Source organism: Streptomyces sp. NPDC031100 (genome assembly GCF_055570785.1).
Window position 1 is genome coordinate 357,141 of the sequence record NZ_JBVIGN010000002.1, and the last position, 21,259, is coordinate 378,399.

20 protein-coding genes are annotated in these 21,259 nt (G+C 73.1%); 9 read left to right on the top strand and 11 right to left on the bottom strand.

The window, feature by feature from the left end; genetic code table 11:
* Positions 1–98 precede the first annotated feature (98 nt).
* Both ACZ5DS_RS05810 and ACZ5DS_RS05815 read right to left on the bottom strand, forming a co-directional pair.
* Positions 99–758: a helix-turn-helix transcriptional regulator gene (locus tag ACZ5DS_RS05810; protein ID WP_468234486.1), complete on the bottom strand. Its 660-nt coding sequence runs from the start codon at positions 756–758 to the stop codon at positions 99–101.
* Positions 759–1,040: 282 nt separating this feature from the next.
* Positions 1,041–1,718: a DUF3000 domain-containing protein gene (locus tag ACZ5DS_RS05815; protein WP_468234488.1), complete on the bottom strand. Its 678-nt coding sequence runs from the start codon at positions 1,716–1,718 to the stop codon at positions 1,041–1,043.
* A gap of 96 nt (positions 1,719–1,814) precedes the next feature.
* On the opposite strand from ACZ5DS_RS05815, the gene hemE reads away from it, so the two are divergent.
* Positions 1,815–2,882, top strand: a complete 1,068-nt coding sequence (hemE, locus tag ACZ5DS_RS05820; protein WP_468234489.1) for a uroporphyrinogen decarboxylase — start codon at positions 1,815–1,817, stop codon at positions 2,880–2,882.
* Positions 2,883–2,892: 10 nt separating this feature from the next.
* Here hemE and ACZ5DS_RS05825 read toward each other — a convergent pair whose 3' ends face one another.
* On the bottom strand, positions 2,893–3,717 hold the full coding sequence (locus ACZ5DS_RS05825; protein ID WP_468234491.1) for a rhomboid family intramembrane serine protease: 825 nt from the start codon (positions 3,715–3,717) through the stop codon (positions 2,893–2,895).
* A 115-nt stretch (positions 3,718–3,832) separates the two neighbouring features.
* On the opposite strand from ACZ5DS_RS05825, the gene ACZ5DS_RS05830 reads away from it, so the two are divergent.
* Positions 3,833–4,093, top strand: coding sequence for a hypothetical protein (locus ACZ5DS_RS05830; protein WP_468235096.1), 261 nt, complete (start codon positions 3,833–3,835; stop codon positions 4,091–4,093).
* On the opposite strand, the gene ACZ5DS_RS05835 is transcribed toward ACZ5DS_RS05830, so the two are convergent.
* Together ACZ5DS_RS05835 and ACZ5DS_RS05840 are read right to left on the bottom strand one after the other, a co-directional pair.
* Entirely contained in the window at positions 4,090–5,484 is a 1,395-nt protein-coding gene (locus tag ACZ5DS_RS05835; protein WP_468234493.1) for an FAD-dependent oxidoreductase, read from the bottom strand. The two genes, ACZ5DS_RS05830 and ACZ5DS_RS05835, sit on opposite strands and share 4 nt — an antisense overlap.
* A 27-nt stretch (positions 5,485–5,511) precedes the next feature.
* Positions 5,512–6,477, bottom strand: a complete 966-nt coding sequence (locus ACZ5DS_RS05840; protein WP_468234495.1) for a DUF4349 domain-containing protein — start codon at positions 6,475–6,477, stop codon at positions 5,512–5,514.
* A gap of 156 nt (positions 6,478–6,633) precedes the next feature.
* Between ACZ5DS_RS05840 and hemG the strand changes: the two genes are divergently transcribed.
* Both hemG and hemQ read left to right on the top strand, forming a co-directional pair.
* Positions 6,634–8,166 (top strand): protoporphyrinogen oxidase, encoded by a 1,533-nt coding sequence (gene hemG, locus ACZ5DS_RS05845; RefSeq protein ID WP_468234497.1) that lies wholly within the window; start codon positions 6,634–6,636, stop codon positions 8,164–8,166.
* Between the two features lie 5 nt (positions 8,167–8,171).
* Entirely contained in the window at positions 8,172–8,903 is a 732-nt protein-coding gene (gene hemQ / locus ACZ5DS_RS05850) for a hydrogen peroxide-dependent heme synthase (RefSeq protein WP_468234499.1), read from the top strand.
* Positions 8,904–8,921: 18 nt separating this feature from the next.
* On the opposite strand, the gene ACZ5DS_RS05855 is transcribed toward hemQ, so the two are convergent.
* The 3 genes from ACZ5DS_RS05855 to ACZ5DS_RS05865 form a co-directional block, all read right to left on the bottom strand.
* On the bottom strand, positions 8,922–10,556 hold the full coding sequence (locus ACZ5DS_RS05855; protein WP_468234501.1) for an alpha/beta hydrolase: 1,635 nt from the start codon (positions 10,554–10,556) through the stop codon (positions 8,922–8,924).
* A 167-nt stretch (positions 10,557–10,723) separates the two neighbouring features.
* Positions 10,724–11,509, bottom strand: coding sequence for a TIGR04222 domain-containing membrane protein (locus ACZ5DS_RS05860; protein ID WP_468234502.1), 786 nt, complete (start codon positions 11,507–11,509; stop codon positions 10,724–10,726).
* A gap of 96 nt (positions 11,510–11,605) precedes the next feature.
* The gene (locus ACZ5DS_RS05865) at positions 11,606–12,397 is read right to left on the bottom strand and encodes a DUF4142 domain-containing protein (RefSeq protein ID WP_468234503.1); all 792 of its coding nucleotides are present in this window, start codon (positions 12,395–12,397) and stop codon (positions 11,606–11,608) included.
* 105 nt (positions 12,398–12,502) lie between these two features.
* Between ACZ5DS_RS05865 and ACZ5DS_RS05870 the strand changes: the two genes are divergently transcribed.
* The gene (locus tag ACZ5DS_RS05870; RefSeq protein WP_468234504.1) at positions 12,503–12,718 is read left to right on the top strand and encodes a hypothetical protein; all 216 of its coding nucleotides are present in this window, start codon (positions 12,503–12,505) and stop codon (positions 12,716–12,718) included.
* A gap of 216 nt (positions 12,719–12,934) precedes the next feature.
* On the opposite strand, the gene ACZ5DS_RS05875 is transcribed toward ACZ5DS_RS05870, so the two are convergent.
* Both ACZ5DS_RS05875 and ACZ5DS_RS05880 read right to left on the bottom strand, forming a co-directional pair.
* The gene (locus ACZ5DS_RS05875) at positions 12,935–14,263 is read right to left on the bottom strand and encodes an MbnB/TglH/ChrH family RiPP precursor modification enzyme (protein ID WP_468234505.1); all 1,329 of its coding nucleotides are present in this window, start codon (positions 14,261–14,263) and stop codon (positions 12,935–12,937) included.
* A gap of 380 nt (positions 14,264–14,643) precedes the next feature.
* Positions 14,644–16,107: an alpha/beta hydrolase family protein gene (locus tag ACZ5DS_RS05880; protein ID WP_468234506.1), complete on the bottom strand. Its 1,464-nt coding sequence runs from the start codon at positions 16,105–16,107 to the stop codon at positions 14,644–14,646.
* Positions 16,108–16,463: 356 nt separating this feature from the next.
* Here ACZ5DS_RS05880 and ACZ5DS_RS05885 point away from each other — a divergent pair, with 356 nt between their 5' ends.
* Both ACZ5DS_RS05885 and ACZ5DS_RS05890 read left to right on the top strand, forming a co-directional pair.
* Positions 16,464–17,822, top strand: a complete 1,359-nt coding sequence (locus ACZ5DS_RS05885; RefSeq protein WP_468234508.1) for a sensor histidine kinase — start codon at positions 16,464–16,466, stop codon at positions 17,820–17,822.
* The gene (locus ACZ5DS_RS05890) at positions 17,819–18,484 is read left to right on the top strand and encodes a response regulator (RefSeq protein ID WP_468234509.1); all 666 of its coding nucleotides are present in this window, start codon (positions 17,819–17,821) and stop codon (positions 18,482–18,484) included. The genes ACZ5DS_RS05885 and ACZ5DS_RS05890 overlap by 4 nt, the downstream gene beginning before the upstream one ends.
* Positions 18,485–18,806: 322 nt before the next feature.
* Here ACZ5DS_RS05890 and ACZ5DS_RS05895 read toward each other — a convergent pair whose 3' ends face one another.
* The gene (locus ACZ5DS_RS05895) at positions 18,807–19,547 is read right to left on the bottom strand and encodes a peptidyl-tRNA hydrolase (protein WP_468234510.1); all 741 of its coding nucleotides are present in this window, start codon (positions 19,545–19,547) and stop codon (positions 18,807–18,809) included.
* Between the two features lie 105 nt (positions 19,548–19,652).
* Here ACZ5DS_RS05895 and ACZ5DS_RS05900 point away from each other — a divergent pair, with 105 nt between their 5' ends.
* Together ACZ5DS_RS05900 and ACZ5DS_RS05905 are read left to right on the top strand one after the other, a co-directional pair.
* Positions 19,653–20,531: an ABC transporter ATP-binding protein gene (locus ACZ5DS_RS05900; RefSeq protein ID WP_468234512.1), complete on the top strand. Its 879-nt coding sequence runs from the start codon at positions 19,653–19,655 to the stop codon at positions 20,529–20,531.
* Positions 20,528–21,199, top strand: coding sequence for an ABC transporter (locus tag ACZ5DS_RS05905; protein ID WP_468234514.1), 672 nt, complete (start codon positions 20,528–20,530; stop codon positions 21,197–21,199). The genes ACZ5DS_RS05900 and ACZ5DS_RS05905 overlap by 4 nt, the downstream gene beginning before the upstream one ends.
* Positions 21,200–21,259: the final 60 nt, after the last annotated feature.

Sequence of the window (21,259 nt, forward strand, 5' to 3'; positions counted from 1 at the left end):
GGGTCGTAAACCAGTCAGGCCGGTGAAACGTACGTTCACATGAGTGAACTCAGGGCTCCGCCGAGCGGCTCAACGGCGGTGCGGGGGAGGGGCCGGGCTCAGTGGATGATGCCGGTGCGCAGGGCGACGGCCACCATCCCGGCGCGGTCGCCCGTGCCGAGCTTGCGGGCGATACGGGCGAGGTGGCTCTTCACGGTCAGGGCGGACAGGCCCATCGAGACGCCGATGGCCTTGTTCGACTGGCCCTCCGCGACCAGTCGCAGCACCTCGACCTCGCGTCCGGACAGCTCGCGGTAGCCGCCCGGGTGGCTCGGGGCACCCGGGGGGCGGCGGTGCATCCGGGCGGCGGCACCGAGGGGAGCGCCGCCGGGTCGGGTGGGGAGCCCGATGTTCGTCCGGGTGCCGGTGACGACGTAGCCCTTGACCCCGCCCGCCAGCGCGTTGCGCACGGCGCCGATGTCGTCGGCGGCGGAGAGCGCCAGCCCGTTGGGCCAGCCCGCCGCGCGGGTCTCGGACAGCAGTGTCAGGCCGGAGCCGTCGGGCAGGTGGACGTCGGCGACGCAGATGTCGCGGGGGTTGCCGATGCGGGGACGAGCCTCCGCGATGGACGAGGCCTCGATGACATCGCGCACACCGAGCGCCCACAGATGGCGGGTCACGGTGGAGCGGACGCGCGGGTCGGCCACGACCACCATGGCGGTCGGCTTGTTCGGGCGGTAGGCGACCAGGCTTGAGGGCTGCTCGAGGAGAACGGACACCAGGCCTCCTGGGGTGGGGGGGGCGGGGCCGGCTTTGGGGAAGAAGCCGGGACGAACCGTGCTTTCAAGGTCACAGTCGTCTTCGGCAGCAAACCCGCCCGCCTTTAGAGAATGATCACGATCTAGTGAGTAACAATCCGTGCAATTCGGACACGCGATCGATCATCAGAAGATCGAGTCGGTTCGGGCTGGTGTGATTCGAGTGCGGAAAGTGGCCGTATCGACAAAGAGATGGTCAACAAGGGGTCCGTCCGGATGACCCGGGGTTGACCGGGGCCGGCGTCACCGGGTCTGCGGCCCCCTGCGCTGCGGCAGCGTCACCACGGAGGCGTCGCCCGGTCCGGCCGGGGGCAGCCCGCCGACCTGGGCCAGCAGATCGCACCAGGAGGCCAGGTGACCGGCGGTGTCCGGCACTCCGCCCAGGCCCTCGCGGGGCGTCCAGGAGGCGCGGATCTCGATCTGCGAGGCGGGCGGACGCTCGGCCAGGCCGCCGAAGTAGTGCGAGCCCGCACGCGTGACGGTGCCGCTCGGCTCGCCGTACGCCAGCCCGCGCGCCTGCAGCGCACCGGTCAGCCACGACCAGCACACCTCGGGCAGCAGCGGATCGGCCGCCATCTCCGGCTCCAGCTCCGCACGCACCAGCGTCACCAGGCGGAACGTTCCGTGCCAGGCCTCGTGCCCGGCCGGGTTGTGCAGCAGCACCAGCCGCCCGTCGGCCAGGTCCTGGTCGCCGTCGACCACCACGGCCTCCAGCGCGTACGCGAACGGCGCGAGCCGCTGCGGGGCGGGGGACGACTCCACCTCGACCTGCGGCCGCAGGCGTGCGGCCCGCAGCGCCTCGACCGCGGCCCGGAAGGCCGGCGGCGCCGCCGTGCCCGCCCGCCCCTCCGCCTGAGCGGTGTCCTTCGCGTCGTCCATTCCGTCAGCGCCGTCCGACAGTCGTCCCTGAGCCGCAGCCATGCGGGGAAGAGTAAGGGGAACCGCGCCCCGGCGCAGGTAGGACACCCCTGAGGGCGGCCGCACTTCTCACCCCGGGGCCGTGCGAGACTTGCCGACGTGAGTGCCAACGGAAGCCCCACGGGCCAGCAGCCGACAGCGACGTACGACAGCGCGTTCCTCAGGGCGTGCAGGCGCGAGTCCGTGCCGCACACCCCGGTGTGGTTCATGCGCCAGGCCGGCCGCTCCCTGCCCGAGTACCGCAAGGTGCGCGAGGGCATCCCCATGCTCGAGTCCTGCATGCGGCCCGAGCTGGTCACCGAGATCACGCTGCAGCCGGTGCGCCGCCACGACGTGGACGCGGCGATCTACTTCAGCGACATCGTCGTCCCGCTCAAGGCCATCGGCATCGACCTCGACATCAAGCCCGGTGTCGGCCCGGTCGTCGAGGAGCCGATCCGCACCCGCGCCGACCTCGCCCGGCTGCGCGACCTCACCCCCGAGGACGTCCCCTACATCACCGAGGCGATCGGACTGCTCACCCGCGAGCTGGGCGCCACCCCGCTGATCGGTTTCGCGGGCGCGCCTTTCACCCTCGCGAGCTATCTGGTCGAGGGCGGTCCGTCGCGGACGTACGAGAACGCCAAGGCGATGATGTACGGCGACCCCGAGCTGTGGGCCGACCTGCTGGACCGCCTCGCCGACATCACGGCCGCCTTCCTGAAGGTGCAGATCGAGGCGGGCGCCTCGGCCGTGCAGCTCTTCGACTCCTGGGTCGGCGCGCTGGCCCCGGCCGACTACGTGAAGTCCGTGATGCCCGCCTCGGCGAAGGTGTTCGAGGCCGTCGCGGGTTACGGCGTCCCGCGCATCCACTTCGGTGTCGGCACCGGCGAGCTGCTGAAGCTCATGGGCGAGGCCGGTGCGGACGTCGTCGGCGTCGACTGGCGCATCCCGCTGGACGAGGCCGCGCGCCGGGTCGGCCCGGGCAAGGCGCTCCAGGGCAACCTCGACCCGACGGTCCTGTTCACCGACAAGGAGACGGTGGAGGCCAGGGCCCGCGAGGTCCTCGACGCGGCCGCCGGTCTCGAGGGCCACGTCTTCAACCTCGGCCACGGCGTGCTGCCCAACACCGACCCGGACGCGCTGACCCGGCTCGTGGAGTACGTCCACACGGCGAGCGCCCGCTGAGCGGACCCGCTCACCACACCTGACGGGGCCGGGCCTGCCTGCCGAACAGCAGGCGGCGCGGCTCCGGCGGGGGCGGGGTGCCCGGCTTGAGCGGCCAGGCCAGCAGCATGCCCGCCACGAAGCCCACCACATGGGCCGCGTAGGCCACCGTTCCGGCGCCGGAGACACCGTGCCCGGAGGAGTACACCGCCTGGAGCACGAACCAGAAGCCCAGCACCAGCCAGGCGGGCAGCCGGAGCGGCAGGAAGATCAGGAACGGGACGAGGACCCAGACCCGCGCCTTCGGATACAGCACCAGATAGGCGCCGAGGACCCCGGCGATCGCCCCGGACGCGCCGATCAGCGGGTCCCCGGAGTCGGCGTTGAGCAGCGCGAAGCCGTAGCCCGCCGCGTAGCCGCAGACGACGTAGAAGAGGAAGTAGCGGATGTGGCCCATCCGGTCCTCGACGTTGTTGCCGAAGATCAGCAGGAAGAGCATGTTGCCCAGCAGGTGCAGCCAGCTGCCGTGCAGGAACATCGCCGTGAAGACGGACACGGGCGGGGACTTGTCGTAGGCGGGCGGTGCCACCACACAGCCCGGGCCGTGCGGGCCGATGCCCACGTCGCCCGTGGGGACCACCCGGGGCATCTGGTGGTGGATCAGCTCCCGGGGGACCGCCGCGTAGTGGTCCATGAAGGCCTGCAGATGGCACAGCTGCGCCAGGTCGCTTCCGCCGGCCACGGAGCCGGCTATGCCGGGTGTGGTGAGGAAGACGAGGACGTTGGCGGCGATGAGCGCGTACGTCACATAGGGCGTACGGCGTGCCGGGTTCACGTCATGGACGGGGATGACCACACAGAAGTAGTGCCCTCGATCCGGCGCGCGAACCGGTGAACGCGGGCGGGTGGGTGTGCGTATCTCTCCTCAACCGACGTGAGGACAGGCGATGAACACTCCGCAGGTTTCGGCGATGCATGCTCTGCCCGACGGTGAGGCCGAGCTGTCTTTGGTGGTGCGGCTTCCCTGGGAGGATGTCGCGCGGCTCGGCCAGGAGGCCGGGCGGCTGGCCGCGCAGATGCAGCGGCCGGTGACCCTGGACGAAGCGGTGAGCAACCGGCTCCGGTCGACCCGGCCAACGGCCTCTCATGCGAAGCCGTTGGCGGAGCAGCCCGCGGCTGTTTCCTCCAGCGCGTCCGTCGCTTCTCTGCCGCGGATCAGTGGGTCGGCCTAGCCTTGGCGCACCTTTCCCGTCGCCTTTCTCGCTGCCACCAACACCGGGTCCCACACCGGTGAGAACGGCGGGGCGTAGCCCAGGTCCAGGGCTGTCATCTGTTCCACCGTCATGCCCGCCGTGAGGGCCACCGCCGCGATGTCGACCCGCTTGGCCGCGCCCTCCCTGCCGACGATCTGTACGCCGAGCAGGCGGCCCGTGCGGCGCTCGGCGAGCATCTTGACCGTCATGGGGGCGGCGCCCGGGTAGTAACCGGCGCGGCTGGTCGACTCGACGGTGACGGTCTCGTACTGGAGGCCGACGCGGTGGGCGTCCTTCTCGCGCAGGCCGGTGCGGGCGATCTCCAGGTCGCAGACCTTGCTGACCGCCGTGCCGACCACGCCCGGGAAGGTGGCGTAACCGCCGCCGACGCCCGCGCCGATGACCTGGCCGTGTTTGTTGGCGTGGGTGCCGAGCGGAACGTACTGCTCCTGGCCGGAGACCAGGTTCAGCACCTCGACGCAGTCGCCGCCCGCCCAGATGTTCTCGTGGCCGCGCACGCGCATCGCGAGGTCGGTGAGCAGACCGCCGCGGGCGCCGAGGGGGAGGCCCGCCGCCTCGGCCAGCGCCGTCTCCGGGCGTACGCCGATGCCCAGGATCACCACGTCCGCCGGGAACTCGGCGTCCTCCGTGGCCACCGCCCGCACCCGGCCGTCCTCACCGGTGAGCACCTTGGTGACCTCGGCATCGTTGACCATGGTGATGCCCAGGCCCTCCATGGCCCGGTGCACGAGGCGGCCCATGTCCGGGTCGAGGGTCGACATGGGCTCCTTGCCGCGGTTGACGACCGTCACCTCGAAGCCGCGGTTGATGAACGCCTCGGCCATCTCGACGCCGATGTAACCGGCGCCCACGACCACGGCGCGACGCCCACGCGTGCGTGCCAGGGTGTCGAGCAGCGCTTGGCCGTCGTCCAGGGTCTGCACGCCGTGCACCCCGGGAGCGTCCGCGCCCGGCATGTCCGGGCGGATCGGGCGGGCGCCGGTCGCGATCACGAGTTTGTCGTACGACGTCCAGGACGCGTCCCCGGAATCGACGTCACGCGCGCGTACCCGCCCGCCCGCCACGTCGATCTCCGTGACCTCCGTACGCATCCGCAGGTCGATGGCCCGCGCGCGGTGCTCCTCCGGTGAGCGCGCGATCAGCTCGTCCCGCTCGGGCACGTCACCGCCGACCCAGTACGGGATCCCGCACGCCGAGTAGGAGCTGAAGTGGCCGCGCTCGAACGCCACGATCTCCAGCTCGTCCGGCCCCCGCAGCCGGCGCGCCTGCGACGCCGCGGACATGCCCGCGGCGTCGCCGCCGATCACGACCAGCCGTTCCTTGCCGCCCCGCCCATCGCTCATGCTCATGTGAACACGCTACGGGGCCACGGCATTTCAGTGCTGGGCCGGCTCGCTCGAGGGGTCCGCTGCCGGGCGCGCCTGGGGCAGCGGGGCGGGGGCCGTCGGCGCGGGTGCGGGCTCCGCGCGGCGCGACAGGCGCGGGCGTACGACCCGCAGCCACAGCAGTGCCAGCAGCGCCGCGAGCGCCGCGAACGGCAGGACCGCGCCCAGGGCGAGGGCGATCCAGCGCAGCATGGTGACGAACACGTGCCAGCCGCCCGCCAGCGCGTCCACGAAGCCCGGCGTGTCGTCCTCGGCCGCGGCCTTCTTCACGGGCGTCTCGGACAGCGACAGGGTGATGGTCGCGAGGCTGGTGCGGTCCTTCAGGGACGCCTGCTGGGCGAGCAGCGCCTCCAGGTCCGCCTCCCGGCTGCTCAGCTCGCCCTCCAGGGTGACGACGTCGCTCAGCCTGGTCGCCTTGTCCATCAGGTCGCGGATGCGGGCCACGCTCGCCCGCTGCGACTTGATGCGGCTGTCCACGTCCACCACCTGGTCGGTGACGTCCTCCGCCTTCGCGCTGCGCTCGACCAGCTTGCCGGAGCCCTGGAGGGCGGCGAGGACCTCGTCGTACTGCGCGGTCGGCACGCGCAGCACGACCCGGGTCTGCTCGTGGCCCGCGGAGTCCCGGCTCGTGCTCTCCTGGCCGACGTAGCCGCCCGCGCCCTCGGCGGTCGTACGGGCCTTGTCCAGGGCCTTGGGCACGTCCTTGACCTCGACGGTCAGGGAAGCGGTGCGGATGATGGCGCTCGGGGCGAGCTTGGGCGCCTTGCCTGGCGACTTGGCCTCGTACTCCTTGCCACCGCCGGCGCCCGCCTGCCCCTGTGCGGCGTCCGCGGCGGACTTCGCGGAGCCGCCGCTCGACGAGTCGTTCGCGCCACTGCACCCGGCGAGCGCCAGGGACGCGGCGAGCAGGATCCCGGCCAGGACCTGGACGGATCGTGCGGATCGTGGTGTGCGCATGGGTGGACCCCCGATGACGGTGACCTGTGACGCTTCTTCGACGCCGGGACGGGCCGGAACGTTGGAGGGCGCCGGTTCCGATGCGGTCACGGTCCGGACTCGTCCCGGACACCGGGCCGGGGCGGGAGTGTCCGAGGGGTCTGAGAGAGTGGGGGCATGAGCGCAACGGGTACGAGCACGGGGCATGTCGTCGTCATCGGAGCCGGAATCGCCGGGCTGGCCGCCGCCCACCGCCTCCTCGGGCGCGGGGTGCGCGTGACGGTCCTGGAGGCCTCCGAGCGCGTCGGCGGCAAGCTGCTGCCCGGCGAGATCGCGGGCGTCCGGGTCGACCTCGGTGCCGAGTCGATGCTCGCCCGCCGCCCCGAGGCCGTGGCCCTCGCCCGCGAGGTCGGCCTCGCCGGACAGCTCCAGCCGCCGGCCACCGCGACCGCCTCGATCTGGACCCGCGGCGCCCTGCGCCCGATGCCCAAGGGCCATGTGATGGGCGTCCCCGGCACCGCGGCCGCCCTGGCCGGTGTCCTCTCGGACGAGGGCCTGGCCCGCATCGAGCGCGACGCCGACCTGCCCCGCACGGAGGTCGGCGACGACGTGGCCGTCGGTGAGTACGTGGCGGCGCGGCTCGGCCGCGAGGTCGTCGACCGGCTGGTCGAGCCCCTGCTGGGCGGGGTGTACGCGGGCGACGCGTACCGCATCTCGATGCGCTCGGCCGTCCCGCAGCTCTTCCAGGCGGCCCGCACCCACGCCTCCCTCACCGCGGCCGTCCGCGACCTCCAGGCCAAGGCCGCCGCCCACCAGCAGACCGGGCCCGTCTTCATGGGCGTCGAGGGCGGGGTGGGCCGGCTGCCGCTCGCGGTCGCCGAGTCCGTGCGGGCGCGCGGCGGCCAGATCCTGACCGGGACGCCGGTGCGGGAGCTGCGCCGGAGCGGGACGGCGGATCCGGGCGCCACGGACGGGTCGCGAGCCCCCGGCGCGCGCGCACACGAGGCCGACGGGGCGGCACGGCCGGACGCCGCGTGGCGCGTCGTGGCCGGTGACCGCGTGCTGTACGCGGACGCCGTCGTCCTGGCCGTCCCGGCCCACGCGGCCGCCGCCCTGCTGCGCGCCGAGGCCCCGGCCGCCGCGGCCGAACTCGCCGTCGTCGAGTACGCCTCCATGGCCCTGGTCACCCTCGCCTACCGCCGCGGCGACCTCGCCCTCCCCGAGGGCAGCGGCTTCCTCGTGCCGCCCGTCGACGGCCGCACCATCAAGGCGTCGACCTTCGCCTCCCAGAAGTGGGGCTGGATCGCCGACGAGGACCCGGACGTGGTCGTGCTGCGCACCTCCGTGGGGCGCCACGGCGAGACGGAGGTGCTGGGGCGCGAGGACGCCGAGCTGGTCGAGGTCTCCCGGCACGACCTGCACGAGGCCACCGGCCTGGACGCCGTACCCCTGCAGACCCGCGTGACCCGCTGGACCGACGGCCTGCCCCAGTACCCGGTGGGCCACCACGCGCGCGTGGCCCGCATCCGCGAGCACGTGGCCAAGCTGCCGGGCCTCGCGGTGTGCGGCGCGCAGTACGACGGCGTCGGCATCCCCGCCTGCATCGCGAGCGCCTACGCGGCGGTGGACCAGCTGGAGGGCGACCTCAGCGGGGTCGAGGAGCTGACGGCCAACCCGGTGCAGAGCCTGCACGGCGGAGCGGGAGAATAGGGACCATGAGTGACGACGCCCCCACCACCGAGTCCGGCAGGATCCCGAACAAGGGCAAGCTGGCCAAGGACCTCAACGAGGTGATCCGCTACACCCTGTGGTCCGTCTTCAAGCTGAAGGACGTGCTGCCCGAGGACCGCGCGGGTTACGCCGACGAGGTCCAGGAGCTGTTCGACCAGCTCGCCGCCAAGGATGTGACCATCCGCGGCACCTACGACCTCTCCGGCCTGCGCGCCGACGCCGATCTCATGATCTGGTGGCACGCGGAGACCAGTGACCAGCTGCAGGAGGCGTACAACCTCTTCCGCCGCACGAAGCTGGGCCGCGCCCTGGAGCCGGTCTGGTCGAACATGGCGCTGCACCGCCCCGCCGAGTTCAACCGCTCGCACATCCCGGCGTTCCTCGCCGACGAGACCCCGCGCAACTACGTCAGCGTCTACCCGTTCGTGCGCTCCTACGACTGGTACCTGCTGCCCGACGAGGACCGCCGCCGCATGCTCGCCGACCACGGCAAGATGGCCCGCGGCTTCCCGGACGTGCGCGCCAACACGGTCGCCTCGTTCTCGCTCGGCGACTACGAGTGGCTGCTGGCCTTCGAGGCCGACGAGCTGTACCGCATCGTCGACCTCATGCGCCACCTCCGCGGCTCCGAGGCCCGTATGCACGTCCGTGAAGAGGTCCCCTTCTTCACGGGGCGCCGCAAGTCGGTGGCCGAGCTGGTCGCCGGGCTCGCCTAGGGACTTTCGCAACAGCCCTTAGGCGGTCTTGCCCTTCAGGGAGTCCCGCAGGGGCTGCTGGGAGGTGCCGTCGGCCGAGGTCTCCGGCTGTGGCTCCGGGTGCGGTGCGCAGGCCGCGCGCCGCCCCGGGAGGCGGCCTTCCAGCAGGTAGGCGTCCAGGTACGCGTTCACGCACTGGTTCTTGCCGGCCCCGATCCCGTGCGTGCCCGCGTCCCGCTCGGTCACCATGACCGAGCCGGCCAGCCGACGGTTCATCTCCAGCGCCCCCGCGTACGGCGTGGCCGCGTCCCGCTCGGCCGCCAGGATCAGCACTCCGGGCACCTCACCGGGTCCGGTCCGCACGTCCACGGGCCGCTGCCGGGGCGCCGGCCAGTAGGCGCACGGCAGGTTCATCCACGCGTTGTCCCAGGTCTCGAAGGGCGCCACGCGCGCGATCCGCGTGTTGTCGCGGTCCCACACCTTCCAGTCCGTCGGCCAGGGCGCGTCGTTGCACTCGACGGCCGTGTACACCGCATTGCTGTTCTCGGCCTCGACGGCCGTCTCCTGGCTCGGCGCGGCCAGCTTGACCAGCGGCTTCGCATCGCCCTTCAGATAGGCCGACAGGGCGGCGGCCCGGCCCGGCCAGAAGTCGTCGTAGTACCCGGCGGTGAGGAAGGTGCTCTGCAGCTGCCCCGGTCCGACCTTCCCGTCCGCGGCTTTCCCGGCCAGCCGGCCGCGCGCGGCGTCGTAGCTGCGCTGTACCTTCGCCGCCGTGTCACCGAGCCGGTAGACGTCGTCGTGCCGGGCGATCCACTCGCGGAAGTCCGTCCAGCGGTCCTCGAACGCGGCCGACTGGTCGAGGTTGTTGCGGTACCAGATCTTCGCCGGGTCGGGGTCCACGGCCGAGTCCAGCACCATCCGCCGCAGGTGCCCGGGGAACAGCGTCGCGTACACCGCGCCGAAGTACGTGCCGTACGACGCTCCCATGAAGGTCAGCCGGTTCTCGTGCAGCGCCGCCCGCAGGACGTCCAGGTCACGGGCGTTGTTGAGCGAGTTGTAGAACCGCAGCTTGCTGCCCGTCCGGGTGGCGCAGCCCCGCGCGTACGCCTTCGCCTGGGCGATGCGCTGCTGCTTGTACTGCTCCGAGGGGTGCGCCGGCGACGCGGTGGGCGCCTTGAGGAAGTGCTTGGGGTCCACGCACGACAGCGGCGCCGACCGCTCCACCCCGCGTGGGGCGTAGCCGACCAGGTCGTAGGCGGCGGCGATCCGCTTCCACTCGGGTCGCGTGCCGAGCAGCGGGAAGAGCATGCCGGACCCGCCGGGGCCGCCCGGGTTGTAGACGAGGGCGCCCTGCCGGGGCACCTTCCGCTTGCTGTTGTGCGGGTCCTTGTGGGTGGCCCGCACCCGGCTGACGGTCAGCTTGATCTGCTCGCCGTCGGGGTGCGCGTAGTCCAGCGGGACCTCCACCGTGCCGCACCGCATGCTGTCCGGCGCCTTCAGCTCGGCCGCGCACTTGCCGAAGTCGACGCCGGCCGCGCGGGCGCGCGCGGCGGCGACCGCGGTCCCGTGCAGCTCGGCCGCGCCCGGCAGCCCGGGGGTGCCGCCCGCCGGGGCCGCGGCCAGGCTGGTCAGGAGCAAGGATCCGGCGGCCGAGTACAGGGCGGCAGCTCTCATCGGGTATCCCTTCGGTGCGCGTTGGCGATGGCACGGCTGCCCCGCCCGGCGTCGATAGAAGGGATGTTTCGTTCGGCTGTCGACGAAGGCAAGCACCACCCGGCGGGTGTCGCCGTCAATGCCCCCTATGCGCCCCCGAGTCTCTGATGGCGGACCCCGGGGCGGGCTCACTCCCGCCAGGGCTGGTCGCGGTGGGTGAAGGCCGCGCGCAGCTGGGGCTCGCCGATCGCGCGGATGCCGCGTACGGCGACGGAGGTGAGGAAGGACCGCTCGTCGCCGTCACCGGCCGGTCGTCGGTTGAGGGAGCCCAGCAGCTGCTGTCCGGCCGGGGAGGCCCAGCGCGAGTACGGATGCACCTCGACCCGGGCGAGGACCAGACAGCTCAGGGTGAGCGTGAGGGGCAGCGCGAACCACAGGGCGACGAGGAGGCGCGGCATCCCGGTCTGAGCGGGCATCAGCAGCGCGGTCAGGCCCAGCGCGAGCACGGCCAGTGCGGCGGCCCGGACCTGGCGGACCCCGTCCGCCACGGTCGTACCGGCGCCGTCGGGCACCGCGAGCCCCGCGCGCACCAGCCCGTCGGCGAGCCGTCGTACGGCCTCGGCACCGGCCGCGGCGGCGCGCACCGGAGCGATGCGGGACTGTCCCTCCGGCCCGATGGCCCCTATGACGGACTGCTCGATCTCGTCGCGACCCCGCGGGTCCACCACGGTGGCCCACCCGGTGTGCGCGAGCAGCAGCCGCCGTTGCCGGGCCATGGAGACCATGGTCACATCGGCGACCCGCCGCGGACCGCCGGACAGGAAGGCCGCCTCGTACAGCGTCAGACCATGCCCGCGCTCCGCGGTGATGCCGTCCGTGTCGGCGGCCGCGGTGCGAACGGCGGCCAGACACAGCCGAGTACACGCGAGGCCGGCGAACGCCCAGGCCAGGAGCAGCAGAAGGACCCAGAACATGACTGGTTTCTATGCCTGCGTCCTGGGAATTGCCATGCCCTGTTCACGATCCGGACCGAGTGTTGTCGGTCTGTGACGTTCCGTTTTCCCCGCAGTTCAGGGGCTGTTGGCCGGCGGCGGGCCGGAGGCGGCGGGCGGCAGCGTGTACGACGCGGAGGGCACGGCGGACGGCGAGGCGGTCGGCGGGGGCGCGACCGGAACCGCGGAGGCGGGGTCGACCGCCGGGGGTGTGGGCACGGCGGAGGGGGACGCGGCGAGATCCCGGGCCAGCGCGGAGAAGTCGACGTACCCGGTCGCCTCAAGGACCTTGATGTGGTCCAGCACGGTCGTGCCCGCGTCGTCGGCCAGATCGCGGACCAGCGAGTTCTGGGTGCCGGCGCGGACCTGGGCGACCAGCGAGAACACCCGGCCGTGGGCGAGCCGCAGGATGCCCGCGAACGTGCGGTCGAAGTCCTGGCCCTGTGCCGCGTTCAGGGTGGCGAGCCACTGCTTCTGCTGTGCGTTGGGCTCGTTGGGCAGGGGCACGCCGAGCTGCGTGGCGACGGTGCGGACGTGCGCGTCGAGGGAGGTGTGCCCGTCGATCAGATGCTGCCCCGCGTCGCGTACGGCCTGTGTGGTGCCCTTCCGAGCCGCCAGTTGTCCCGCAGGCAGTTCCCACAGGCCCGCGAGGCGGACCTTGGTGACGAAGTCCCGGTCCTGCGCGGACAGCGGGCCGTACGGGGTCGTCACGGTCTGCGCGCTGAGCGTGTTCGCGCCGGTCGTGTCCGGTCGGTCGGCGTACGACCAGATCGGAAAGAGCAGCGCTACGGCTGTCGCCGCCAGGCCCATGACGATGAGTCCTGTGCCACTGAATATGCCTCGGCCCTGGATGGGGGGTCGCGGTCGCATGGTGCCTCCTGCACCGCACGCTGTGCTTCGCGTGCGGGCTTGGCATATTACTGCGGGGTTCGGGGTGCCATACGCGCATCATGCGGCGGCAAAGATCTTCACAAATTGCAAAGGGATAGCTCCTGCGAGGTCGTCCTCGCCGTCGGCCGGCCCGAGGTCGCGGCAGCGGCCCAGGCGGCACCGCAGAACCGCAAGACCGACTTCGTCCTGGTCGGCGGCGGACACTCGGGCACCAACGTGACGGCCGTCCACACCGGCGACGGGGTGCGGGCCGATGTGGCCGGCGCCGTCGAGCGGGCGGTGAACGGGAAGAGTCAGTAGGGCTTGTCCGGCGGGTCAGCCGGCTCCAGCCCACGGTGCCTCATCAGCGATTCCGGCGTGATCCGCCGGATACGAATCAGGGATGGGCGGCCCCGTCGGCTGCCTGGCCGCTGTAGATGCCTGCGTAGCTGCGGGCCGTCATGCCGCTCGGGGTGGCACGGCTGGGTGCAGCGGCACCCTGCCCTGCCGGCGCCGGCAAGCGTCCCCACCCACCGCTCAGCCCCTCCGCAGCAACATCCTCGCCCGCTCCGCCAGCCGCCCACGCGACCGCGGGGCCGGGCCCGAGCGGTCCAGCCACCACTGCCGCAGCTCGCGCCGCACCCCCGCATCCTCCGGCCGCCCGGTCTTCAGCAGCTGGCCCACGAAGTCCAGGGCATCCCGCCGATATCCCCCGCTCATCGGCCGCACCCGCGCATACCCGAGGAACGCCTCCCGGTATCCGTCCCCCAGCAGCACCGGCAACTCGGGTGCCACCTTCGCCACCACATCCGCCCGCTTCGAGGCGAGCGCCCGCGCCTGTACCCCCATCCGCACCCGGTCGAACCCCTCCGGCACGGGCGTCCCGGCCACCAGCGAGGACAGCACCGCGGCCTGGGCGACGCCGAGCCGTTCCCGGGCCCGGGGCGGGGCCAGGACGGCGACGCCCCCGGTCGCCGCGGCGGCCGCCGTAGCCGCCGTAGCCGCAGCCGCTGTAGCCGCCGTAGCCCCTGACCTCGACGGCGTCACCGCCTCCACAGCTCCCCTGATCGCCGCCAACTCCCGCTCCAGCTCGGCCGGTTCGGGGAAGTTCTCGTCCCGCTCCAGCAGCACCCCGGGCGGCGTGACCCGGGACGCGAGGTCGGTCAGGATGTCCAGCACGGGGCGCGGCACAGGGTGCGCGTGGCTGTCGTGCCAGACGCCGTCGCGCTCGAAGCCGCCCGCGACATGGACGTAGGCGATGGCCTCCAGCGGCAGTTCGGCCAGCGCCCGGGCCGGGTCCTCGCCCCGGTTGACGTGGTTGGTGTGCAGGTTGGCCACATCGATGAGCAGCCGTACCCCCGTCCGCTCGACCAACTCGGCCAGGAACTGCCCCTCGGTCAGCTCCTCGCCCGGCCAGGAGAACAGCGCGGCGATGTTCTCCAGGGCCAGCGGCACCGGCAGCGCGTCCTGCGCGATCCGTACGTTCTCGCACAGCACGTCGAGCGCGTCCCGGGTGCGCGGAACGGGCAGCAGATGGCCCGCCTCCAGGTGCGGGGAAGCGGTGAGCGCGCCGCCCGCCCGTACGAACGCGATGTGCTCGGTGACCAGCGGCGCCCGGAGCGCCTCGGCCCGCTCGGCGAGCGCCGCCAGCCGGCCCCCGTCGGGCCGGTCCGCGCCGCCGAGGCCGAGGGAGACACCGTGCGGGATCACGGTCACCCCGCGCTCGCGCAGCCGCAGCAGCGGGTCCGGGAGGTGGCCGGGGCAGACGTTCTCCGCCACGACCTCGACCCAGTCGATGCCCGGCATGCCCTCCACGGCGTCCGTGATCTCCGGCCGCCAGCCGATTCCCGTGCCCAGTCGCCGCATGGCTCCGCCCCCTCCTTCTTCGAATGACGGGGGTATGGCCCCGGCGGGCTCCCGCGAATCCCCGGCGGCCTGCCTTCAGAGCAACATTTGAGGTTACGCGCCGGGCACAGGTCCCGGATCGCTGAGCCGGCTCCCTGTGGGCACCTACACGCAGCGGCGGAAAGAGGATCAGCTCCGCGCACGGCGCCGCGGATCGTCCCCGGCGGGCGGGCATCGCGGGCACCCGCGGCGGCTCCAACCGCGTGGAGGAGGAACCGGTGCAACTGCAGGCGCGCTGCAGGTTGACGGACGCTGGGCGAGCAACTCTCTGCGGAAGCAGCGCAGGGACGGGCAGAGGCCGAGCGCAGCGCCGGACGGTGGGCCGGTGGCGGCGCGGCCGGTCAGCGGGGGTCGTCCGGGCGGTGGACGCTGAGGCTGCCGTATGCCGACAGCGCGCCGGCCAGGTCGCCGGGCGCGTGCCGCAGCGTGGCGTCCAGGAAGGCGAGCGTGGTTGCGGCGACGACGCGGGGGCTCCCGGTGCGGCCCAGGGAGCCGACGATCGAGGGCACTGGCGGCAGGTACAGCGGGCCGTCCATGAAGGTGAGGTGGGCGGCGCCGGGAACGGTGAGCCGGTAGCTCGTCGCGGTGTCGGATGCGAGGGCTTCGGTGAGGCGGGGCAGGTATCGCGGGTCGGTGCTCGGGGTGATGGCCTGGGTGAGTGCGAGCACCGGCTGGTGGAGGGCCGGGGAGGCGGGGCCGTGGGGGTAGCCGTCCAGGTCGATGACGGCGGCGAACCGGGGGTCCTGCCGGGCGGCCTGCAGGGCGGCGGCACCGCCCATGGAGTGGCCGGTCACCGCGACATGGCCGGTGTCCAGGCGTCCGGTCAGCGGGCCGGCAATCTCGCCTCTGTCCAGACGACCCAGCTGAGTGAGGACGAAGCTGAGGTCGGCGGTACGAACAGCCGTCCAGCCAACCGCCAGCTTGTCATCCTTGTCCCGGTCGCCAGTGGAGGCGATCTTGGCGTGAATCGTTCGGCCGTCGGTGAGGACGACGGCTGCGGAGTCGTACGGGTGGTCGAGGGCGGCGACCACATAGCCGTGACTGGCCAGTTCCTCCGCCCAGGCGGTGTTCTGGGTGCGCACCCCGCCCGACCCGGGAGAGAACAGCACGACCGGGAACCGTCCGCCCCGGTCGGACACCGGGGCGTTGAAGACCGAATGGGTGCGGGCCTGCGGTACGCCGTCGACCAGGAAGCCGGGCAGGCCGACGGCACGGGCCAGGGCATCGGAGACGGTGCGCGCCTCCTGCTCCGTGCGTCCGAGGTACTGGGCCCGCTGCGCGCCCGCGGGGCTCTTCTGCGCGGGGTACCAGAGTTGGACCACGACCGTGCGCCGGTCGTCCGGGTCGGCGGTGAAGGTCTCGGGGCGGTTCGGGTCGGTCCACTGCATCACCCGGGTGCCGACGGCGAAGGAGCCCGACGGCTCGGGGAAGACGGGCACGGGAAACGCCCAGGCGGCCACCGGCCCGGCGGCGATCAGGCCGACGCAGGCCACCGACCCCGGCAACGCCAGCCACCACCGCGCCCGCCACGCCCGCCGGCCGGGACGGCGCCGGAGCGTTCGGAGCAGCGGGGAGAGGGCGAACGGCAGCGCGACGGCACCACCCGCCAGCACCGGCAGCAACTGCCAACGGATCCCCACCACACCCAGCACGATCACGGACAGCACGAACACCGCCCCCGCCGCGATCGTGACGCGCGGACGGGCGGCAGGGGGAAGCCAGCGCGCCACCACCAGCGCGACGGCGCCCAGCACGGCAAGGAACTCCGGAAGGGACATGGACAGTCCCGCGATCGTCTCGGTCACCCCGCCATCCTCGAAGAGGCGCACACGGTGGCACATCGGCCCGCGGTCTGCGGCGCATGCCACCCCAGTCGCAAACGGACACCCCGAAAGGGAGGCCGCTGTGCGACCGCAGGAGGTACCCGCGCTCCTCCTGCGGTCGTACTCCGGCGCGGTGCCCTCCGACGGCGGACGCATGTGCGCCGCCGCCCCCGCCGCCTACCGTGGCAGGACGGAGCACGGCAACGCGGGGACGCAGGGGGCCGTGGGCCCTGTCCCCTGGCGGCCCCGCTCCGGCCGTACGCGGCGGCGGCCCCGGCCCGGGGACCCGGGGCGGCCACGGCGCCGCATCGGCAAGGGACATCGACAGGGACGTGATGATGACGGAGGCTGCCGCAGGGCACGACAATGCCCACCCGGTACGCCACCGGGACCGCGCACAGCAGGCGACGACAACCGGGCTGCCGACCACGGCCCCCGACCCCGACCCCGCCACCACCACCGCCACCGGGCGGGCGACGGGACCGGCGGAACCGACACAAGCCGCCCGGCGCTACGGCCGGCGGCTGCCGCCCGCCGTACGGCGCGCGCTGCCGCCCACGCCGCTCCTGCTGGTCCCCCTGCTCCTGTTCCATGTCGCGGCCACGCGCGCGCCGCACGAGCTCCCGCTGGCCGCGGCCCTCACCGTCGCCCTCACGCTGCCCCTGCTGTGGCGGCAGCGGGCCCCACGCACGGTGTTCGGCGCCGTCGCAGCCGCAGCCTTCGTCCAGTGGCTGGCGAACGTCCAACTGCCCGCGGACGTAGCGCTGTTGGCAGCCCTGTACACGGTGGCCGCGCACGCGGGCGGACGCGCGACACTCGTCGCCGGCGCCGTCGTCGAGGGCGGGGCCCTGCTGGCGTGCCTGCGCTGGGCGACGGAAGGCGCATTCCTGGCCCCCTTCGTCGCACTGACCGCGACCGTTGTCGCCACCGTCGCCCTGGGCACGAACGCGCGGACCGCGCGCGCCTACCTCGCCGCCCTGGAGGAACGGGCCGCACGCCTGGAACAACACCAGGACCAGCAGGCACGACTGGCCGTCGCCGAGGAACGGACCCGCATCGCCCGGGAGATGCACGACATCGTCACCCACAACCTGTCCGTCATGGTCGCCCTCACCGACGCCGCCGTCCACACGCAGCACCGGTCACCCGACAGGACCACCACCGCGATGCTCCAGGTCTCCGAGACCGGCCGGCAGGCCCTGACCGACATGCGGCGCTCGCTCGGCATCCTGCGGACCGACGAACCCGACGCGCAGCGCCACCCCCTGCCCGGCATCGCCCAACTCGATGCCCTCGCCGACCGGATGAGCGCCGCCGGGCTGCCGACCCGCCTCGACATCCTCGGCAGCCACACCCACGTGCCCGCCACCGCCCAACTGACCGTCCACCGCCTGGTACAGGAAGCCTTGACCAACACCCTCAAACACACCCCCGCCGGCACCCGCGCCGACGTCCGGATACAGTGCTCCGCCGCAACCGTCACCGTGGACATCACCGACAACGGCCCCCGCCCCCACCTCCCCGGCCCGTCGTCTCCCGCCGACACCCCGTCCGCCCCGTCCGGCCAGGGCATCCCCGGCATGCGCGAGCGCTCGGCCGCCTACGGCGGGACACTGCGTGCCGGACCGCTCCCGGGCGGCGGCTGGAACGTCCACACCCGCCTCCACCTCGACAGCGACGGAGCAGCTCCCGCATGACGATCCGCATCCTGATCGCCGACGACGAAGCGCTGCTCCGGATGGCCTTCAGCACGATCCTGGACGCCCAGTCCGACATGACACCCGTCGGCGAGGCCGCGGACGGCGCCGAGGCCGTACGCCTCACCCGGGAACTGCGCCCCGACGTCGTCCTGATGGACGTCCGGATGCCCGGGACCGACGGCATCGAGGCGACCCGCCGGCTCACCCACATCTCCCCCAGGAGCAAGGTACTGATCCTCACCACCTTCGACCTCGACGAATACGCCTTCGCCGGACTCGCCGCCGGAGCTTCCGGCTTCCTGCTGAAGAACACCAGGCCCGAGGAACTCCTTACCGCGATACGCAACGTGGCCGCGGGCGACGCCGTTCTCGCCCCAAGGATCACCCGCCGCCTGCTCGACAACCTCCGGCCGCACCTCCCCCACGGGAGCCGCACCGACCACCACGACGAACGACTCAGCCGGCTCAGCACGCGCGAACGCGACGTCCTCGTCAAGGTGGGCAGCGGCCTGTCCAACGCCGAGATCGCGGCCGCCCTGCATCTCGCCGAGGCAACCGTGAAGGCCCATCTCGGGCGGATCCTGCAGAAACTCGGACTCCGCGACCGGATCCAGGCGGTCGTCTTCGCCTACGACAGCCGCCTCGTCCACCCGACCTGACACCACCGCCCCCAACGGGACAGCCTCCCGACCCTTCCACTGGATCCCGCCGGGGCACCCCACCGAACGCCCGCCACTAGCGGCACCGGCGGAACACACCAGGCCGTAGCAACGATGTCGCCCCACCCAATAGGTTCCTGGCAATGTGCAGGTAATGGTTCGTAGTCCTCCACCCTCCTGGGACACCTACCCGTCTTGCCCGGTAGAGGGAGCGTCACCCTCTCCCGCCCCTCCCAGAGAGGACCCGCCGGAGGACACGCGACTGCGGGGAACGGACGCGGCTCACCCGCTGCGCTGCCGTATCGGGGTCAGACCGGTGCGTTCACGGGCGTCGCAGGCGCGGGGTGGGGCAGTAGCGCTCGCCGCCTTCCAGTGCAACAGTCAGCCCGGGGGCGATCTCCGTGAAGCCCGCGTCCCGCACCAACGGCAGCCCGCTGCCGGTCAGTCGGCGCCACTCGGCGGGATCGGCGCTGCGCACCGCGAGCGGGAAGCCCGCCTCGCGCCAGGCCGTACGTGCCTCGTCGGACAACGCCCACCAGGCCAGCTGGGCGCCGTGCCCCGCCTGGGCCATCGCCTTCCCGGCCGACATCTCCAGCTCCGGGTTCAGCCACAGCACCGGCTGCGCACGATCGGCCTCGGCAGGGGGCTCGGGATCGTCCAGATCCGTCCCCGACACCTGAAGCTTCGCCAGATCCTTGGGCCAGCCGTCCAGCGGAACGGGCGGGAAGACCCGCACCTCGGCCGACTTGCCGGTCACCGTGATCCCGGGCAGCGCCTCGGCCCGCCGCCACTCGGCCCCCCGGGCCCGCCGCACGACCTTCCGGATCCGCGCCTCCTCCCAGTTCCGCACGGCCTCGGCCCACTCCCCGTCCCCGACGGCCCGCTCGTCCGCGAGCAGTACGAGCACAGCCCGGGCGGCCGTCTCCAGCGCATCGGTACGAGCAGGAGGTGCAGCCCGCTCGATCCGGACGACGAGGGGCAGCACGTACTGCGGCGCCTCGTCGCGGGGGTTGGGCTCGGCCTGGACAGGACTGTCACTCGGGGGCGTGGAATCAGGGCTCACAGCAGCCCACCCTACGGGGCGCGGGGCTGTGTAGAACCAGCCACAGACGTCTCGCAGACCGGACCCGTGATCACCCCCCACGACGAGACCGGACAAAATCACTCCATGCAACGTGACCTACGGCTGGTCGGCGTCGGCCGCCGCTACGGCCTCCGCGGCCCCTGGGTGTTAAGAGGCATCGACCTCACGCTCACCCCCGGAACCCTCACCCGCATCGAAGGAGCGAACGGCACCGGAAAATCCACCCTCCTCCGCCTCCTCGCCCGCCTGGACGCCCCGACCGAGGGCCGCATCACGGGCCGTCTCCGTACGGCCTACGTCCCGGAGCGATTCCCCTCCGCCCTCCCGTTCACGGCTTCCGGCTACCTGACCCACCTCGGTGCCATCAACGGCCTGTCCCGGAAGTCCGCTGCAGCCGCGGCACGCACCTGGCTGGAGCGCTTCGGCGCCGCCGCCCACTCGGGCACCCCCATGTCACGCCTCTCCAAGGGCAGCAGCCAGAAGGTCGCCGTGGCGCAAGCCCTCCTCGCCGACCCGGAGCTGCTGGTGCTGGACGAGGCGTGGACCGGGCTGGACGCGGCCGCGCGGGCCGAGCTGGAGCGGGCCGTGGCCGAGCGGACCGCCGCCGGGAGTGCCGTCGTCTTCGTGGACCACGACCCGCGCCGCCTGGCGGGTGCACCCGACGCCACGTACACGGTCGTCGACGGTGGCCTCAAGTGCCGTACGGACAGCGGGAGTTCCCGGCCGGACGGTCCGATCGCCCTCGTCACCGTGCAGGGACCGCCGGGCACGCAGCTGCCGCCCGAGGCGATACGGACGGTCGCCTCGACCGAGGAGATCTCGCCCGGAGTCCACCGTCTGACCGTCCCCGCCTCCCATTCGGACGTCCTCCTGCGCGCTCTGCTGACGGCCCGCCCGCCGTGGCACGTGGTGAGCGTCGGACCGGACGGCACCACCCCCCTCGAACCCGGAAGCCGCCCATGACCGCCCTGCTGCGTTACCAGGCCGACCTGCTCCTGCGCTCCCAGCGCTGGCTGCCGCCGGTGATCCTCTACGCCGCCTTCCTCGCGATCGGCGTGCAGAGCGGTCAGCCGGTGCTCGACTCGCTCGGCTATGCGGCCGCCGGCCTGCTGCCGGTGGCCGCGTGGCTGGTGCGGATCTGCGTCACGGGCGAGCCGGACGCCGCCCGTGCCTGCGTCGCCGCGGCGCGCGGCCCCGCCCGCACCCATCTGGCCTGTCTGCTGACGGCGCTGATCGGCTCGGCGGTGCTCGGGGTGGCGGCGACCCTGGTCGTGACGCTGATCAGCGCCCCGACGAGCAACGGCCACCGGATCCACGTCCCGCCGCTGAGGGCGGGCGCGGCCGGACTGCTGGCCACCCTGGTCTGTGCTCTGCTCGGCAGCGCCGTCGGCGCGCTCACCAACCGGCCCCTGCTGCGCTCCACCGGCCGCGCGGTGCCCGCGATGCTGCTGGCCGCGCTGCTGGCGGTGGTGCTCGCCGGCTCTCCGGCCCAGGCCGCGGTGAGCGGCCTGGTGACCGGTTCGCAGTCCGGCCGGGTCCCGGTGCCGCTGCTGCCCCTGGCCGGTGCGGGCCTCGTCGCCGCCGCGGCCTTCGCGGCGGCGAGCGCGCTCACCGCCCGCCGGTCACCCTGAGCAGGTGGTGCGCTGCGCCTTCTGCCCCGACTCTCGGCTTCGCTCGAGCGGGGGACCCCA

Bases quoted from the DNA above. Each gene is read 5' to 3' on its own strand.
- ACZ5DS_RS05860 (WP_468234502.1), bottom strand. From the start codon at position 11,509: ATGTTCTGGGTCCTTCTGCTGCTCCTGGCCTGGGCGTTCGCCGGCCTC.
- ACZ5DS_RS05830 (WP_468235096.1), top strand. From the start codon at position 3,833: ATGCATGCTCTGCCCGACGGTGAGGCCGAGCTGTCTTTGGTGGTGCGG.
- ACZ5DS_RS05835 (WP_468234493.1), bottom strand. From the start codon at position 5,484: ATGAGCATGAGCGATGGGCGGGGCGGCAAGGAACGGCTGGTCGTGATC.
- ACZ5DS_RS05875 (WP_468234505.1), bottom strand. From the start codon at position 14,263: ATGCGGCGACTGGGCACGGGAATCGGCTGGCGGCCGGAGATCACGGAC.
- hemG (WP_468234497.1), top strand. From the start codon at position 6,634: ATGAGCGCAACGGGTACGAGCACGGGGCATGTCGTCGTCATCGGAGCC.
- ACZ5DS_RS05885 (WP_468234508.1), top strand. From the start codon at position 16,464: ATGACGGAGGCTGCCGCAGGGCACGACAATGCCCACCCGGTACGCCAC.
- ACZ5DS_RS05865 (WP_468234503.1), bottom strand. From the start codon at position 12,397: ATGCGACCGCGACCCCCCATCCAGGGCCGAGGCATATTCAGTGGCACA.
- ACZ5DS_RS05900 (WP_468234512.1), top strand. From the start codon at position 19,653: ATGCAACGTGACCTACGGCTGGTCGGCGTCGGCCGCCGCTACGGCCTC.
- ACZ5DS_RS05855 (WP_468234501.1), bottom strand. From the start codon at position 10,556: ATGAGAGCTGCCGCCCTGTACTCGGCCGCCGGATCCTTGCTCCTGACC.
- hemQ (WP_468234499.1), top strand. From the start codon at position 8,172: ATGAGTGACGACGCCCCCACCACCGAGTCCGGCAGGATCCCGAACAAG.
- ACZ5DS_RS05905 (WP_468234514.1), top strand. From the start codon at position 20,528: ATGACCGCCCTGCTGCGTTACCAGGCCGACCTGCTCCTGCGCTCCCAG.
- ACZ5DS_RS05840 (WP_468234495.1), bottom strand. From the start codon at position 6,477: ATGCGCACACCACGATCCGCACGATCCGTCCAGGTCCTGGCCGGGATC.
- ACZ5DS_RS05890 (WP_468234509.1), top strand. From the start codon at position 17,819: ATGACGATCCGCATCCTGATCGCCGACGACGAAGCGCTGCTCCGGATG.
- ACZ5DS_RS05815 (WP_468234488.1), bottom strand. From the start codon at position 1,718: ATGGCTGCGGCTCAGGGACGACTGTCGGACGGCGCTGACGGAATGGAC.